We start from the raw sequence: 16216 nt of genomic DNA, 5'->3' as shown, positions 1-16216 counted from the left end.
ATAAGGAGGGTGAGCATTGATTCGTATTTTATACATAGAGGATGAAAAGGAAATTGGACAATGGGTTAGTAAGGATTTAACTGAAAGAGGCTATGAGGTGACCTGGTTAGAGTCTGGGGATGGTCTTGAGCAACATCTTTCCTCAAAGGATATTGCCATATTGGATGTGATGTTACCTGGATTAGATGGTTTTTCTATCGGTAAAAGAATTAAACGGGCAAATAAAGAACTGCCAATTTTAATGCTATCTGCGAGAACGGCAGTTGAAGATAAAATAGAGGGCTTGAATTTCGCAGATGATTACTTAACAAAGCCTTTCCATCCAGATGAGTTAGTAGCAAGGCTTGAAGTATTACTGAGAAGATACCAAAAAAGTGATGATGTGTTAGAACTACAGCATCTTAAAATGTATACAAAAGATATGAGGATTATTAATACATTGACTGAAGAAGAAATTCTCTTGACGGGTAAACAGTTTTATCTTTTACAGTATTTTATTCGCCATCTTAATCAAATTTTAACGAAAGAGCAACTCTATGAGGGTGTTTGGGGTGAAAGCTATATCGAAGGAGATAAGACATTGATGGTACATATTAGGTATTTAAGAGAAAAGATAGAAATAAATCCCGCAAAGCCAATGATTATCGAAACGATTCGAGGAATTGGTTATAGGGTGAAACTATGAAATTCTTTCAATCACTACTAGCTAAATATATGTTAATCATCCTATTAGCTTTATCGATTGTTCAAATTTCTTATATGGGAACAGCCATGTTTGTATTAGGAATTACGAAGACTGGGGTAGGGGAATTTTCTAGTGAGGTGCTTTTGGAAAGTGAAATTGAGGAGCAATGGCACGCTCAGTCTAAAAATTTACCCAATGTATCAAATGATGCCATTACGCAACTTTTTCAAAGGTGGCAAGAGCAATTACCTACGGCTTCTATGTTCTGGGTGAGTGAAGACGGGACATTATTGACTACAGTAAATGTTCAGGAGGATCTTCCAGCAAAGTGGACACCCGCATTTACCACTAAATTTATAAAACAGCGGTATGGAGGAGACCCATTTACAGTTATTGCTTTCTTAGGCGATGATGTATCCAATGGCTTTATTGTATTAGAAGTTCCAAGGAACGTATTTAATCCGCCACTTATTAATATCTACGAAAACTACGGTAACTTCTTATTTCTTGGCGTTATTGCCATTATTCTATTTTTCATTGTTGTATCATTGTTATTTTTCAAAGGAATCAGAAAGAGACTTTTACATCTTCAAGATGCCATGGAAATACGAGATGTAGATGGTTTACCTATTGAAATCAATGTGAAAAAGAAGGACGAAATTGGGCAACTGGAGCATAGTTTTAACAGAATGGTTTGTGAGCTGAGAGAAAGCAAACAGCGCCAGCAAAAAGAAGAGCAACTAAGACGTGAACTGATTGCTAATCTCTCACATGATTTGCGAACACCTTTAACAAAGGTAAGAGCCCAATCCTACTCCATTAGCAAAGAGGCATTGTCAGAGGAAGGTAAGCAGGCATTACGTGCGATGGAAACGTCTATAGTAAATATTGATGCTTTAATCGAAAATTTAATGTCCTACACATTGCTCATGGCAAGTAAATATAAATTTGAACCAAAAGACATCAATGTTATTCGGTTTGTACGAGAGCACCTGACGACATGGTATCCAGTTTTTGAGCGAGAAGGCTTTACCATTGATATTGAGCTACAAGCATTTGAACATCATGAATGGTGTGTAGACCCCATTTGGTTAGGGCGAATATTGGATAATGTCTTCCAAAATGTACTGCGGCACGCAAATAGCGGGAAATATATAGGTGTGAAAACGGAATCGACAGCGAGTTATACGGCATTTATTATCGAGGATCATGGAAATGGTATGAAAAATGAATCGAATGCAAAGGGTGCAGGAATTGGTTTATCAATTGTAGATGTCATGGTAAAGGGCATGCATTTAGAATGGGATATCTGTTCAGATCCATCGGGTACAAAAATTATTATAAAACATGTAAATCAATCTGCGATGCTTGGACAGTAACAGCTCGCAGATTTTTTTTATGAAAAAATTGCTTTTTTAAACAAAATTTAAACTTAGTCCCTACCTGTTTTTAAACTGCCAATTTTAAGATAGTAAAAGAGGTGAGGACATTGGAATATATCGTACAAACACAAAACTTATCGAAATGCTTTGGAAAAGAACAAGCTGTCTCAAATATAAATTTGCAAATACGCAAAGGTGAAATATACGGATTTTTAGGACCAAATGGTGCGGGGAAAACTACAACAATTCGCATGCTACTTGGTCTAATGAAGCCATCATCAGGAACAATAAAAATCTTTCAAAAGGATATTATGAAGGAACGTATTCAAATATTAGCCAATGTTGGTTCATTAGTTGAAAATCCTTCTTATTATCCACATTTGACGGCCTATGAAAATTTGGAGGCACTAAGAAAAATACTAGGTGTACCAAAAGCTAGAATTGATGAAGTTCTCCAAATTGTTCGTTTGAAGGAAGCTGCCAACAAGAAAGTAAAGGGCTTTTCACTAGGAATGAAACAACGACTTGGTATTGCTGCTGCTTTACTTCACAACCCAGAATTACTCATTTTAGACGAACCAACGAATGGTCTCGATCCTTCAGGTATTATTGAGATTCGCAATTTAATTAAAAGACTACCGAAGGAATACGGCATGACCATTATTATTTCCAGCCATTTATTATCAGAGATCGATCAAATGGCTACACAGGTAGGCATTGTTTCTAAGGGAACATTGATTTTTCAAGATTCCATTGAGGAGATGCGTAAATTTGCACAACCAAAAGTTACTTTTAAAGTAAGTAATAGCGAGAAAGGATGGCGTTCTCTTTTAGCCAATGGGATTAAGGCGGACTATCATGATGGCGTGATTTTCTTAGAGGAATGCTCGGATGAAAAGGTGGCTCATATTGTCCAGGTACTTGTTCAGGAAGGTATCTCCGTATTCCGAGTTGAGGAAGAAAAACGTTCATTGGAGGAAATATTCCTGCAAATGACGGCAGGAGAGCTGACGATATGATGGGTAAACTGTTAACTGCTGATTTCTTAAAGATTAAACGCAAAGGTTTATGGTTTTTAACACTCTTAGGTCCTATTGGTGTAGTCGCTCTGCAAATGGTCAATTACGGTGTTAGGAAAGACTATCTTTTACAGCAAAGCGATGATGATTGGGGTTATTTTTTATTAAATATTCATTCATTTACACCGCTGGCCATTGTCTTAGGTATTGCTATTCTAACGTCATTCATGGCGAGTATTGAAAATGAGACAAATGCGTGGAAGCAACTCATCGCATTACCTGTTTCAAAATTATCCGTATATCTATCTAAATTTACGGTGTTGGCTATACTGCTATTCTTGTCGTCGACACTGTTAATGATTTTTACACTTAGTTATGGCCTATTTTTAAACTTAGGTGAACCTGTACCTTACTTGGAACTCGCCAAGTTTAGTTACTTCCCAGCTCTTGCAGCATTGCCAATTCTAGCTCTTCAATTGTGGATTGCAAGTGTTTGCCATAATCAAGGTATTCCAATTACTGTAGGTATTTTCGGAGTGATTTTTGCCTATTCTTCTTATGTTTTACCCGATTGGATGATATGGAAGTGGCCATCTTTGATGAATCAATGGGATGAGCCAATCATCAATGTCATGTTGGGTGTAGGGATTGGTATCTTACTCTATATTGTCGGTATGATCGATTTTGCAAGAAGGGACGTGAAATAATGAGTGCTATACTGCGAGCTGAATGGTTTAAGTTACATAAATCAAAAATGGTACCGATTATCTTGGCAGGACCAGTGATTGGACTGTTTATCGGACTATCAGCCAATTTAGAGGATAATATGTCAGGGGTCCCAATCAATGAATGGTATATTGCTTTGTTCTCCATGAATTTAACATACGCTTTATTATTTTTACCGCTTATTACAGGTGTTTTTGCTAGTCTCATTTGTCGGTATGAACATCAATCTGGTGGATGGAAGCAGCTCTTAGCACTGCCTGTAACGAGGGGTAAAGTATTTATAGCTAAATATGTGTTAATTATGCTACTTGTTATGGCGATGCAGTTACTGTATTTATGTTCAGTTTTTGCTGTTGGGTTGATAAAGGGCTATACAGATCCTTTCCCAATGGAGATTGTTTGGAAAAGTATTATGGGGGGATGGGTAGCGACATTGCCTTTAGTGGCCCTCCAATTATGGATGTCCATTATGTTTAAAAGTTTTGCTGCTCCTTTTGCTGTCAATGTGGTATTTACGTTACCTTCTATTTTTGCTATTAATTCTGAACGTATTGGTCCTTATTATCCTTGGGCACAGCCCTTTTCTATGATGTATATTGGTGGCAGCACAGACGATGTCTTCTTTGTGCCATGGGAGCAATTATTAACAGTTGTTGGTGGTGGATTCATCCTGTTTTTCCTTGGAGGATATTTCTATTTCCAACGAAAAGCAATTTAACCTTAAGGGAGAACTGAAATGATAAAGATTAAACGAAGCTTACGATTATTGACCGCATGTATGCTACTATTTGTTTTAGCTGGATGTGGACAGGGGGAGCCTGTGAAAAATGCCTCACAATATAGTAGTGAAATAAAAGATATTACTATTCCTGATGATGTGAAAATTATTGGCTTTGGAGAAGCAACACACGGAAATGTAGAATTTCAAACATTAAAAAAGGATTTTTTTAAAGCAATGATTAAGAATGAAAATGTTCATGTCTTTGTTTTAGAAGGAGATTTTGGTGGTGCCCAGCAAATTAATCAATTTATTGTAAATAGTACTGGCACGGCGGAAAAAGCTATTAAAGCACTGGATTATGGCATTTATCAAACTGAACAAATGGTGGAGTTTGTGCAATGGATACATGACTATAACCAAACAGCCAGTGATGAAGATAAAATTTATTTCTATGGCAATGATATGCAACGCTATGATGATAGCAAAAGGGGTTTACTTGATTATTATGCGGATGTCCATGCTGAAACGGCTAAGAAATATACAGCTCAGCTAGAACATGTGTCAAATAAAACGATGAGAGATTTATCGAACAGCCAGTTAGTAGAGCTCGATAAAACGATCGATGCCATTATCAAAGATTTACAATCGAACAAAGAGGCATATGAGAAAAAGTCATCAAAGGATGCCTATTCCTTTGCTGCCCAATACGCACAAATACTAAAGCAACGAACACAATTGTTTTTAAACGATGGTAATTACATGAATTTACGCGACGAATACTTAGCTGAAAATTTACAATGGATTGTTGATTTCGAAGCGACTAAGGGCCATGATAAAGTACTGATGTCTGGTCATAATGGTCATATTGAGAAAACTTCTGCTACAATGGCAAGTTATAAGTCAATGGGACAATATTTAAACGAACAATATAAAGATCAGTACTTTGCCATTGGTACGGACTTTGTGAAAAATACATTTCAAGCACAAAATGGGTCTGGTGAACGTAAGGAGTATACGATAGAACATCATAACGCTTTAGTGGATGCCTTTAGTGATATTCATGACAACATCTTTTATGTAGACTTTGAAAATGCTAGTCAATCAGAAGAGCTATCAAATATTCTTTCGAAAGAGCAAAGAATGGGCAATATTGGCGATGATTTTCGTCCTTGGTATAAGCTTACAAAAATGCTCTATACCATTAAAATGACACCTGCTGTTGCATATGACGGTCTTATAGTTGTGCAGGAAGCAACACCAACAAAAATAATAGATTAGTTAAATTTTAGCAATCCACATCAAAAAATCTCTTTTCTTCTCCATTATGATAAAAGTGAGGTGGGAAATATGGAGTATAGTCAGGCAACACAAAGGATTATTACTTATATTGAGGAGCAATTGGTGGAAGAAATAGCACTTGAGTTTATGCCGAATATTACTGGCTATTCGAAGTTCCATCTAAGTCGAATTTTTAAACAAGAAACAGGGCTTACGATTGGTGAATACATTCGGATGCGCCGATTAGCTATGGCTGCCAGTAGTTTAATATACTCCAATGCATCGATAATAACGATTGCCTTTACATTTCAATTTCAATCTCAAGAGGCTTTTACAAGAGCTTTTAAAGAAGTGTATGCTTTGCCACCAGGAAAGTACCGAAAATTGATGCAATCACTAGCTATGATGGAGGAGGAAAAGTTGATGGAATTAAATGAACAGGTTACGGGTTGGATGCTGAGCGGCGCAAATCCAGAATTATATCAATTTCATACGGATGATAAGGTATTTCATTCAGGAAAGCGCTCTGGTGTAATATTTTCCACAACTGCATCAGCGAATAACGGGCAATTTGCTACGATGATGCAGGGCTTTCAGGCAGCTGACTATAAAGGGAAGCGGCTCAAAATGTCATGCTACTTAAAAACGGCTGAAGCTACAAAATGTGGAGCGTGGATGCGTATAGACAATGCTACGGGTGATACCATTCAATTTGATAATATGGATCAGCGTTCTGTGACGGGAACTACTGAATGGAATCATTATTCTATTATTTTAGATGTACCCGAAGAAGGTGACTCCATTTATTTTGGTGTGTTGTTAATCGGCACAGGGAAAGTATGGGCAGATGGCTTCCGTTTTGAAGAAGTCAACGATAAGGTTGCCTCAACCAATATGCTTTCGCAGGAGAGATTACCGAAACAACCAGCGAATTTAGACTTTAGTATGGAGTGAACCGAGGACTGACTTTGCTGAACAACGTATTGTTTACCTCTAATTTGTTAAAGCTAACAAAGAGGAGGTGTGAAACGATGGCACAAGAAATTCTTTGTGAAGTCAATAACTGCACATTTTGGGATTCTGGAAACAAATGCACAGCAGAAAAAATTTATGTTGTCAGCCAGAAGGGACAACATGCTTCCAACAGTGAGGAAACTGACTGTAAAACATTCGAACCTGACACGCATTAATGAAAAAAAGGGGTAGCCATATATATGGTTACCCTTTCTCCCTGTCTTTATGAATAAACATCGACCTTTTCTTTGTTAAATAAAAGTTCATGTGCATTTTTTACTTTTTCTTCTACATAATCCAATGAGTATTTACCAACGGAATCTGTTAAATCACCAATTGCCCGGGACAAGTTATCAATGATTGGGATTAATTTATGCATTTCCATGCGGTCTTTTTCTTTGTGCATCTCATCCATGATTTCATAGGCAAGACGCTGAATTTTCCTTAGTCGCAATTTTTCAGATTGCATTGAATCCTCCTTATTGAGCCAATTTATGATGTCTAAATATATGAAGAACAATAAGGTTTCATGAATGACTTTTAATAAAAGTAATTGTTAGGGTTGTTAAGAGACAACGAAATTTCCTTTATACCGATATCAATTTTTGAATCTTCCACATTGGAAACATTGAATTTCAAAATTCGTTCCTGATAAAATTCATTTAAATAATTGCGGTTAATAGAATCAAGATGTATATTGCTTCGTTTCAAATGTTGGATAAGCTTATCGGTATTGACCTGTCTTGGTAAAATGATGTGGCTATGCATACAGATTTCCCGAGATGCCTTATATTCTGCCAAATGGGTTGTTATCGATTGTTGAAGTATGTTTGCTCGTATGGCATAAGACTCGCTGACCTTCTTTTGATACCGTTCAAACATACCACTTTTTAAGTAGAGCTCTAAGGCAGCCTGGGAAATCATCGAGCTATCAATATCAGTGGTATTTTTATGTTGCTGAAATGTTTGAATAAAGACCTCTGGTAAAACAGCTAGACCTATACGTAAGCCAGGAAACATTATTTTAGAGAAGCTTTTTAAATAGATGACATGTTGCTGTGTATCATCTGAATGAATGGGATCTATTTTCGAATTTTGCTCGAAATCCGCTAAATAATCATCTTCAACAATGTAAACATTATATTGATAAGCAAGTTTACGAATCCTATCTTTTTCCTGTTTGCTATAAGAAGTACCTAGAGGATTGTGCAGGCGAGGCATCGTGTAAAAAAACTTAATGTCGTGTTTACTAAAAATGCGCTCTAACTCATATAGATCAATGCCTTCTGTTGTTCTTTTGATGCCGATGGCGGGAATTCTATAGGTTTTTAAATAATCCATAAACAAATGATAACTAGGTTGTTCCACTAAAATGGTTGAGCGACCATTTGGAAATGGCATAATACTTAGCAGAGACAGGGATTGCTGGACGCCTGAAGTAATGAAAATATTGTCTTCTTTTGTGAACACTTGATAGTTTGCTAATAATTTTTTTGCTTCTTTTATTAAGGATGGTAAGCCTTTAGGTGTCCCGTATCTAAATAGGTCTGCTTGGTATGTATCGATTGCCTTGTTGATGCAATGTTGAAAATCTTGGTACGGGAAAGCATGCCAGCTGGGTGAGGAGGTAGCAAAATCTATATGATCTTGAACCTGTGGCTGAAAGGGTAACTGATGGTCAACAACATAGTAGCCGCTTTTCGGTAATGCATAGATAAGATGCTGATCCTCAAGTTTCTTTAAAGAAGTTACGATAGTACTTTTACTGCAGGAGTATTGCTGTGATAACTGGCGAATAGAGGGAAGCTTTGCCCCTGATTGAAGAGTACCTGCTTGTATTTGAGTCATAAGCTGTGAATAAATCCATTCATATTTAAGCATATATAACCTCCAGCACATCTGTATCGGTACAGATGTGTTTTTTTCATATCGTCAATGTTTGCTCTTTTTAATACGATAACCATACCAGCAGGAAATGATTGAAAAGGAGAATTATCGTATGTCAGAAAAAAGAAAAGCCTATATAGCAGCGATTTTGTATGCATTTGTCATTGGACTTTCATTCATGTTTGTGAAAGTTACATTGACTGTGGCGAGCCCTATTGATACATTAGCTCATCGCTTTACAGTTGCCTTCATTGGTATTGTTATTTTAATCGTATTTACAAAAAATAAGCTAACAATAAAAAAACAGGATCTACTAAAAATTTTACCTTTAGCTTTATTGTATCCCATTGTTTTTTTCACGTTCCAAGTGCTTGGACTTGCTAGAATTTCCTCATCAGAAGCGGGAATTATTCAAGCAACAATTCCTATTTTTACATTAGCACTAGCGGGTTTATTGTTAAAGGAAAAAGCTACACGTGGACAGTTTGTCTCCATAGCGTTTTCTGTATTTGGTGTAATTTATATGCTAATGATGAATGGGGCTAATACTACTACAGGAAATGTTATTGGCAGTGGATTTATTATACTTTCAGCTATTGCGGCATCCATTTATAACGTATTTGCAAGAAGGCTCACAAAGCAATATTCTTTACTGACATTAACATATGTCATGACATTATGTGGATTTGTCATTTTTAATGGGATAGCTATTGGAGATCATGTCACAAAGGGCACTATCAATGATTTTTTTAAGCCATTTCTACATGTTGATTTTATCATCGCCATTTTATATTTAGGTCTATTATCTTCACTCGGTACATCTTATCTATCAAATTATGCTCTATCAATATTAGAAGCTTCCAAAATGAGTGTTTTTAGTAATTTGGCTACGCTCATTACTATACTTGCTGGTATTTTATTTTTACAGGAATCATTCCGTATATACCATTTAATAGGGGGATTCATGATAGTTATGGGTGTTATTGGAACAAATTATTTTGGCCTAAAGAGGGTAGCAAAAAATGAGAAAATATAGCCTTTTATTAATAATAAGTTGTATATGGGGCTCTCAATTTTTCTTCGTTGCATTAGTGACGAATGATGTTGGGGCAATTACTTTATCGTTGTTGAAAGCTTTAATCGGTGCTGTTTGCTTAAGTATGATGAGCGCATTTTTGAAAAGAGAAAACAGCAATGTGAATAGTAAATACTATGTGTTGATTGCTATTTTTGAAGTTGTGATCCCCTTTATCCTTATTGCACAAGGTCAAAAATATGTTTCCAGCAGTATTGCGTCTATGTTAATAGCGATGGTTCCCATTATCACATTAGTTCTTTTCGTTTATTTCTTTAAGAAAAAAGTTAGTAAGTTCCAAACCATTGGCATTTTATTGGGTTTCTTTGGAATAGGTGTTCTTTCATGGCCAACACATGAAATGAATGGTTCAGGTACACTATTCGGGACTGTATTGCTTCTATTGGCTGCAATGAGCTTTGCACTATCATTAATTTTAATGGAAAAGCTAGAAGGTGGTTCACCAATCGTTCATATGCGGAATGTTTTAGGGATTGCCACTGTAATTTTATTACCAATGGCTATTATCTTTGAACAACCCTTACAAATAAGCATGAGTGGATTCCAGTTGGTGGCCATTATTATTTTGGGCATTTTCCATTCGGGGATTGTTTACTTGCTGTATAACCTTTTGATTAAAAAGGAGGGCGCCTTATTTGCATCTTTTAGTAATTACATAGTTCCTGTAGTAGGTGTGACATTGGGCTATTTTATTTTGGATGAGCCATTAGTAACCCGACATTTCATAGGAATATGTATTATTCTTAGTGCACTTTTGTTATCAAAAGAGCGGGTTGTTCACAAAAACCAAAAGGAATATTAAAATGTGAACGTAGATAAAATAGGAGGTTTTAACCATAAAGATGTTCAAGAAGATTCAAAGAAGGGGACGATTGATGAGGCAACAAATAGATTGGTGCTAGTTAGTAAAGCAGGTATAATAAATGTTAAATAATTCATATAAAACAACTATTTTCTAGAATGGAGGGTTTTTTATGAGTAAAATTTATATCATTAGACATTGTCTAGCAGAGGGGCAATCACCAGATGCTCCTTTAACGCAGACAGGCATGAAACAAGCAGAAAGCTTAGCTGATTTTTTCAAAGACATCACAATTCATCGAATCTTATCAAGTCCTTTCTTACGAGCAGTCCAATCTATTGAATCTGTAAGTGAAAGGAAAGATATAAAAGTTGAAATAGATAAGCGACTGTCTGAACGACTTTTAAGCACTAAAGATTTGCCAGATTGGTACGAAAAATTACAGGCAACATTTTTGGATATGTCCTTAAAATTTGATGGGGGAGAATCCAGCAAAGATGCAATGGAACGAATTGTGAGTGTTGTAGAAGAGGTGTTTGCTCGAAATGTTGAAAATACATTAATAGTGAGTCATGGCAATATCATCGCTTTGTTATTGAAACATTACAATAACGATATTGATTTTCAGTGTTGGCAAAAATTAAGTAATCCAGATGTCTTTCTATTACAAGTTGAGCACAACAAAGTAATGATAGAGCGAGTATGGCGTCCTTAGTAGGTTGCCTGGATGAGGAAGCCTTCTGCTATTAAGTCGCTGAAGGCTCAAGTCATTTAATATTGAAAGTTCACACGGACAGAGGCATTTATGTCGATTTGTCCTTGTTCTATAGGTGTAGAATCTGAGGAAATAGCCATTGAGCGATATAGGATAGGCGTATGAACTTGTTCTTCCACAATTTCAGTGGGGAGTAGTTGCAATGGTAAATGCATAGTTTCTGCAATTGTTTTCGCCTTTGCTTGAGCATTATGAAGAGCTAAACTCAATGCTTGCTGGTAGTAAACATCTGCATGGTCAACTTTGAATTGTATGTTAGTGATACGATTCGCCCCATTTTCTACGGCCGTATCAATGATTAGGCCAATACTTTCAGGATTTAAGGCATGGACGGTGATAGCATTAGTCACTTCATAACCGTTAAAGATTTGTTTCCCGTCTTCAAAATGATAGAGCGGTGTAATTGTATAAGCAGCGGTTTGAATATTTTCATTTAGAATACCAAGGGCTGTAAGTGATTGAATGACTTGCTTCATAATTGCCGCATTCTCCTGCTGTGGCCCTTGTACATTTTGGCCCTGGGTTTGAACTTCAATTTGTAGTTGAACAGAGCCTGGTTTAGCCATTACATGTCCATTGCCCGTTACAGTTATAATACGTGGGGCATGGGGTGATTGATGATCAACCTGTGCATAGTACATAAAATACCACCTTTCATAAGGCTTTTTATTAATCATACTAGGCAAAAAAAGATTTTATTTGTTTAGTCTTCTTAAAAACTTATCATGGAGCTTTGTCAATAAAAGTAAGGTTATCATTGAACCCAACAAGGCTAAAAACATGTCCCATTGGGCATCCCACCGATCTCCCTGCATCCCTAAAAAATCTTTTGCCCCTTTACTTCCCTTGGAAATTCGTGTGCTTAACCATTCAATGATTTCATAGAGTGAAGCAATCGCCAGCAAAATACTGATGGAAATGCCTGTTAACCAAGCTCCTTTAGTAAGCGGTGTCTTTCTAATTAGTATTTCCCTTATAACGATGGTCAATAAACCTTTTAAAAAATGGCCAAAACGATCATAGTGATTACGTTGTAAATTAAACTCCTCTTTTATCCAGTTGAATAGTGGGACTTCCGAATAGGTATAATGCCCACCTATAAATGTTAGAATCGATAATAGGGCAATGATGAAGTAAGAAATTGTTGTGAATCGAAATTTATTATAGATACAAACCACAACAATTATCGCAACTATCCCTGGGCTAACTTCAGCCAGCCAATCTAAGTAGGAGGATGGCTTAATGACAGACCAGATGAAAACGATCAAGACAATGGCAAGGAAAGTCACATGTATTATAAAATGTTTACTACTATTCATTACAACACGCTCCCTTTGTCCCACAGTATGGGGAAGAGGGAGTTTGCTTATTCAATCCATGTTGGGGATCAAAAAAAGGAAAAGCGTCTAGTCATTCTAGAACCGACGCTTTTTTAGATTAGATCATTTTTAAAAGTGCCTCGACGCCACTCATTCCCTCTGTAATGCCAAGTTGTTCGGCTTCATAAGTAACTGACTCTAAGGGAGCCGTTAATAACTCATCAATCGTCTTTACACCTACTGCCCGACCAGCAATAATTTTTCGATCAACTAAGCGACTATTTAATAGACCTACATCTAATGCACCGCACATAATGTAGCCTGTATTATTGGAAATGGTCAGTAGCGTGGTTTTAGGTAATTGAACAACTACTGCAGTGAAGAAATGCCCCTTAATCATAATAGGTTCAATTGTCACCATTGAAATCACTCCTTTTCTCTATATACAATATGGTGATGACTAACGAGGTGTTCGACATTTCCATTAAAAAAATCTCTAATGGTGTCATAACGCCCCTAATCATTCTCATACGTAAGGAAAAGAAGGCAGAAACAAAATTATTGTAGAAAAAGGAATCTACTCTTGGTGAATAGATTCCTTTTAACATTTACTTTGTATAAGATAATAAAGCTGTTTGTTTAAATTTATTTAATGCAATAGTTGCCTCACTTTTAGAACTATACTCAAACATGCGATATGTGTTTTCTTCAAATACTGTAATTACCCACATTTATGACATCTCCTTTGTTGTGTTACATAACAATTATTCAATTGTAATTGTTGTTATATATCAGTTTACATGAATAAAGGAGAAAATAAAAGGTTATCTCTTATGTTTCACATATCGTTCAAATTTATAAAATTTTTTTGAAATAATTAAAACTGGAAAACAGACAATCCTTCATAAGTATAATTCACTGTAATTCGCAAATAGTAAGTTGACGGAGTTCTGTGAATGTGGACTTGGGAGGTGATGCTATGTCACGTAAATATGTATGGGGTTTAACGGTTTTCTTTTTAATCATCTCGGTTTTTTTCGTAGGGCACGAAGCCCATGCTGATAAGGGACGTCCGTATTATGAAGAGACAGGAGAAGTTGTGTGGGATATAAACACGGAGGATAAAATTGTGGCACTTACCTTTGATGATGGCCCACATCCCAAATACACAACAGCGGTGCTTGATTTATTAGCGAAATATGATGCTAAAGCTACCTTTTTTATTGTTGGGAAAAATGCTGACAAATATCCAGAGCTTGTTTTACGTTCTTATACAGAAGGGCATGAATTAGCAAATCATACGTATACACACTCGTTTAAAGTTTCCATCAATAAATTACAAGAAGAGCTTCGACAGACGAATGACACAATTTATAGTATTACTGGTTTTTCCCCGGTTTTATTCCGTCCTGTGGGTGGAAATTACACAGATGCTATGATAAATGCCGCTGTTAAGGATGGCTACAAGGTCGTGATGTGGTCTTGGCACCAAGATACTCAAGACTGGAAGGAACCCGGTGTAAAGAAGATTGTGCAAAAGGTTATGAAAGGCACAAAGCCTGGCGATGTCATATTATTTCATGATGGTGGTGGTAACCGTACACAAACCATTAAGGCATTAGAGGAGATAATACCAGCATTAAAAAAACAGGGCTACACATTTGTGACAATATCCGAGTTGATTGAAAGTAAACAACAGCAAGAGCAAATTCAATAAGAAAAATGAGCCATCTCAACAATGCTTGAAATGGCTTATTTTTCACCTAAATAGCATTGATTGAGTTAGAAGAAAATGATTGGAGCCAGTGCAATCCCTAGAATAGTTCCTATGGCAATACCAAAGCCAAAGCCTCTTCCTCCAAATCCCCAAAACCCTAGACCATAACCACCATATCTTCTATCAGGTAGAATCCATACCTGTCTTCTGTCTACCCTCGTGATTTCCCCAACATGTACTCTACCAGATGTATCCGAAATTCTAACGCGTTTACCGTGATATTTACAACAGAGATTATAAGCATCAGTTGGATTCACAAATATCCCTCCCTTCTACTTCATTACAAGCTAATATATGCAAATTGATGCATTTATCTTTAGCCGATTGTCTATTCGTCACATATACTGTCAAGAGGTGATGACATGGCAGTTGTGTCTACAGATAAATGGCTTGAGGAGTATGAATTTTCCAGGAAATCTACAAGCAGTGATGAGCTATACAGCTTACAATGTTCGGTTCTATGTGGTCGTTTGGTCAAACTATTTCAGGAAGGATATACGGAGGAAACACACTTTGAATTACAGCAACAGGGTCTTTTTCTACCAGAGGAAGAGATTGATCTAGAGAGACTGAAACAGATGAATGTGTGGGGCTGTGTGGAACAGGAGTTTATGGACTTACAGCAGAAGTGGAATGGTCCAACTATACCTATTTATATATTTCCAATTACCCAACAGCAAAAAATCACCAATAAAAACGGTGTGGCTTATCCTCATTCGCTTTTTTTATTTGTAGGAGAAGTAGAAAAACAGGAACTTCAAGCATTATTTGCTCATGAATATAACCATGTTTGCCGTTTACATCATTTTAAGAAGTCTCTCGATAATATGACTTTGTTGGATTCTCTTATTTTAGAGGGGTTAGCAGAATGTGCGGTGAAAGAATTATACGGAGATAAATGGTTAGCACCATGGTTAAATAACTATACATTTGAACAGGAAATGTCTCTATGGAAGACTTACTTCTTGCCAAATTTACAACTTCAGGGATTGGAAAAACATCAACCATTTTTATACGGTGGGGAGCTTCCGCCATGGATAGGCTATTGTATAGGCTATGAAATAGTTCAGTCGTATCTTACGAACCATTCAACACAGTATCCTTTATTAAAGGCAAGTCAAGATATACTTGCCGGCTCTGATTTTCCGCTACAATAGAGAAAAGGAGTGATTGTTGTGGTTAGTGAAATAAAAAATGTATTATTACCAATCGTAGATTCGTCCACAAGGGTGCTAATTGTTGGCTCCATGCCAGGGAAACAATCATTAGAAAAGCAGCAGTACTATGGCAATCCACGCAATCACTTTTGGCCCATTATCGGGGAGCTATTAGAGATTGAAATACCTTATGATTATGGTGGGAGGATTGCTATATTAAAAAACCGTGCGATCGGTCTTTGGGATACAATTGAAGCCTGTGAGCGTATAGGGAGCCTAGATGCAGCGATTCGCAATGAAAAGCCGAATGATTTTCAAACCCTTTTTGAAAACTACCCGAACATCCAGTTGGTACTCTTTAATGGAGCGAAGGCATTCGAGGTTTTTAAAAAGCATATTGGCCTAGAGCTTTTAGCCAGACGAGCCTATAAAAAAATGCCATCAACGAGCCCAATACCAGGAAAAAATATTAAATCTTTTGCCGAAAAGGTAGAGGATTGGCGAATTATGCTGTCATATCTATCTCAATAAATGTGATTGCTGCTTTATGCGTGCAAAATTCCTTGAACTTTTTTTGC

22 protein-coding genes are annotated in these 16216 nt (G+C 36.7%); 15 read left to right on the top strand and 7 right to left on the bottom strand.

Features of this window, described 5'->3' with window-relative positions; all coding sequences use genetic code 11:
- Window positions 1-16 precede the first annotated feature (16 nt).
- The 8 genes from AO843_RS02435 (at window position 17) to AO843_RS23890 (ending at window position 7001) form a co-directional block, all read left to right on the top strand.
- Window positions 17-685, top strand: a complete 669-nt coding sequence (locus tag AO843_RS02435; RefSeq protein WP_054609561.1) for a response regulator transcription factor — start codon at window positions 17-19, stop codon at window positions 683-685.
- Complete coding sequence (locus tag AO843_RS02430; protein WP_054609560.1) at window positions 682-2064, top strand: sensor histidine kinase; 1383 nt, start codon at window positions 682-684, stop codon at window positions 2062-2064. The genes AO843_RS02435 and AO843_RS02430 overlap by 4 nt, the downstream gene beginning before the upstream one ends.
- Window positions 2065-2174: 110 nt before the next feature.
- Entirely contained in the window at window positions 2175-3086 is a 912-nt protein-coding gene (locus AO843_RS02425; RefSeq protein ID WP_054609559.1) for an ABC transporter ATP-binding protein, read from the top strand.
- Window positions 3083-3793 (top strand): ABC transporter permease, encoded by a 711-nt coding sequence (locus AO843_RS02420; protein ID WP_054609558.1) that lies wholly within the window; start codon window positions 3083-3085, stop codon window positions 3791-3793. Before AO843_RS02425 ends, AO843_RS02420 begins: the two co-directional genes overlap by 4 nt.
- Window positions 3793-4530: an ABC transporter permease gene (locus AO843_RS02415; RefSeq protein WP_054609557.1), complete on the top strand. Its 738-nt coding sequence runs from the start codon at window positions 3793-3795 to the stop codon at window positions 4528-4530. The genes AO843_RS02420 and AO843_RS02415 overlap by 1 nt, the downstream gene beginning before the upstream one ends.
- A gap of 21 nt (window positions 4531-4551) precedes the next feature.
- Entirely contained in the window at window positions 4552-5811 is a 1260-nt protein-coding gene (locus tag AO843_RS02410; RefSeq protein WP_197278858.1) for an erythromycin esterase family protein, read from the top strand.
- 69 nt (window positions 5812-5880) lie between these two features.
- A complete protein-coding gene (locus tag AO843_RS02405; RefSeq protein ID WP_054609555.1) occupies window positions 5881-6765 on the top strand; it encodes a helix-turn-helix transcriptional regulator in 885 nt (294 codons plus the stop codon).
- A gap of 77 nt (window positions 6766-6842) precedes the next feature.
- Entirely contained in the window at window positions 6843-7001 is a 159-nt protein-coding gene (locus AO843_RS23890; RefSeq protein ID WP_082389367.1) for a DUF1540 domain-containing protein, read from the top strand.
- Window positions 7002-7048: 47 nt separating this feature from the next.
- Here AO843_RS23890 and AO843_RS02400 read toward each other — a convergent pair whose 3' ends face one another.
- Window positions 7049-7294, bottom strand: coding sequence for a hypothetical protein (locus AO843_RS02400; protein ID WP_054609554.1), 246 nt, complete (start codon window positions 7292-7294; stop codon window positions 7049-7051).
- A gap of 71 nt (window positions 7295-7365) precedes the next feature.
- Entirely contained in the window at window positions 7366-8706 is a 1341-nt protein-coding gene (locus AO843_RS02395) for an aminotransferase-like domain-containing protein (protein WP_054609553.1), read from the bottom strand.
- A 118-nt stretch (window positions 8707-8824) separates the two neighbouring features.
- Here AO843_RS02395 and AO843_RS02390 point away from each other — a divergent pair, with 118 nt between their 5' ends.
- Genes AO843_RS02390 through AO843_RS02380 form a run of 4 tightly spaced genes read left to right on the top strand, consistent with a single transcriptional unit; the run spans window position 8825 to window position 11325 of the window.
- Window positions 8825-9748, top strand: coding sequence for a DMT family transporter (locus AO843_RS02390; protein WP_054609552.1), 924 nt, complete (start codon window positions 8825-8827; stop codon window positions 9746-9748).
- Window positions 9735-10610 carry a DMT family transporter gene (locus tag AO843_RS02385; RefSeq protein WP_054609551.1) on the top strand — a complete coding sequence of 292 codons (876 nt, stop codon included), beginning with the start codon at window positions 9735-9737 and terminating at the stop codon, window positions 10608-10610. The genes AO843_RS02390 and AO843_RS02385 overlap by 14 nt, the downstream gene beginning before the upstream one ends.
- A 3-nt stretch (window positions 10611-10613) precedes the next feature.
- Complete coding sequence (locus AO843_RS25340; RefSeq protein ID WP_255350364.1) at window positions 10614-10742, top strand: hypothetical protein; 129 nt, start codon at window positions 10614-10616, stop codon at window positions 10740-10742.
- Between the two features lie 40 nt (window positions 10743-10782).
- Complete coding sequence (locus tag AO843_RS02380; protein ID WP_054609550.1) at window positions 10783-11325, top strand: histidine phosphatase family protein; 543 nt, start codon at window positions 10783-10785, stop codon at window positions 11323-11325.
- A 56-nt stretch (window positions 11326-11381) separates the two neighbouring features.
- Here AO843_RS02380 and AO843_RS02375 read toward each other — a convergent pair whose 3' ends face one another.
- The 4 genes from AO843_RS02375 to AO843_RS25335 form a co-directional block, all read right to left on the bottom strand.
- Window positions 11382-12026, bottom strand: coding sequence for an SIMPL domain-containing protein (locus AO843_RS02375; protein ID WP_054609549.1), 645 nt, complete (start codon window positions 12024-12026; stop codon window positions 11382-11384).
- A gap of 54 nt (window positions 12027-12080) precedes the next feature.
- The gene (locus AO843_RS02370) at window positions 12081-12704 is read right to left on the bottom strand and encodes a DUF2238 domain-containing protein (protein WP_054609548.1); all 624 of its coding nucleotides are present in this window, start codon (window positions 12702-12704) and stop codon (window positions 12081-12083) included.
- Between the two features lie 118 nt (window positions 12705-12822).
- Window positions 12823-13125: a YunC family protein gene (locus tag AO843_RS02365; RefSeq protein WP_008175342.1), complete on the bottom strand. Its 303-nt coding sequence runs from the start codon at window positions 13123-13125 to the stop codon at window positions 12823-12825.
- Window positions 13126-13312: 187 nt separating this feature from the next.
- Window positions 13313-13435: a hypothetical protein gene (locus AO843_RS25335; RefSeq protein ID WP_255350363.1), complete on the bottom strand. Its 123-nt coding sequence runs from the start codon at window positions 13433-13435 to the stop codon at window positions 13313-13315.
- Window positions 13436-13683: 248 nt separating this feature from the next.
- On the opposite strand from AO843_RS25335, the gene AO843_RS02360 reads away from it, so the two are divergent.
- Window positions 13684-14421, top strand: coding sequence for a polysaccharide deacetylase family protein (locus AO843_RS02360; protein ID WP_054609547.1), 738 nt, complete (start codon window positions 13684-13686; stop codon window positions 14419-14421).
- 65 nt (window positions 14422-14486) lie between these two features.
- Here AO843_RS02360 and AO843_RS02355 read toward each other — a convergent pair whose 3' ends face one another.
- A complete protein-coding gene (locus AO843_RS02355) occupies window positions 14487-14738 on the bottom strand; it encodes a hypothetical protein (RefSeq protein ID WP_054609546.1) in 252 nt (83 codons plus the stop codon).
- A 105-nt stretch (window positions 14739-14843) separates the two neighbouring features.
- Between AO843_RS02355 and AO843_RS02350 the strand changes: the two genes are divergently transcribed.
- Together AO843_RS02350 and AO843_RS02345 are read left to right on the top strand one after the other, a co-directional pair.
- Window positions 14844-15638 carry a DUF2268 domain-containing putative Zn-dependent protease gene (locus AO843_RS02350; RefSeq protein ID WP_054609545.1) on the top strand — a complete coding sequence of 265 codons (795 nt, stop codon included), beginning with the start codon at window positions 14844-14846 and terminating at the stop codon, window positions 15636-15638.
- An 18-nt stretch (window positions 15639-15656) separates the two neighbouring features.
- Window positions 15657-16169 carry a DNA-deoxyinosine glycosylase gene (locus AO843_RS02345; protein ID WP_054609544.1) on the top strand — a complete coding sequence of 171 codons (513 nt, stop codon included), beginning with the start codon at window positions 15657-15659 and terminating at the stop codon, window positions 16167-16169.
- Window positions 16170-16216 lie beyond the last annotated feature (47 nt).

The sequence above is a fragment of the Lysinibacillus sp. ZYM-1 genome, assembly GCF_001308875.1.
Lineage (GTDB): Bacteria > Bacillota > Bacilli > Bacillales_A > Planococcaceae > Lysinibacillus.
The sequence above is the reverse complement of the archived record's forward strand: the minus strand, read 5'-3'. Positions and strand labels throughout refer to the sequence as shown.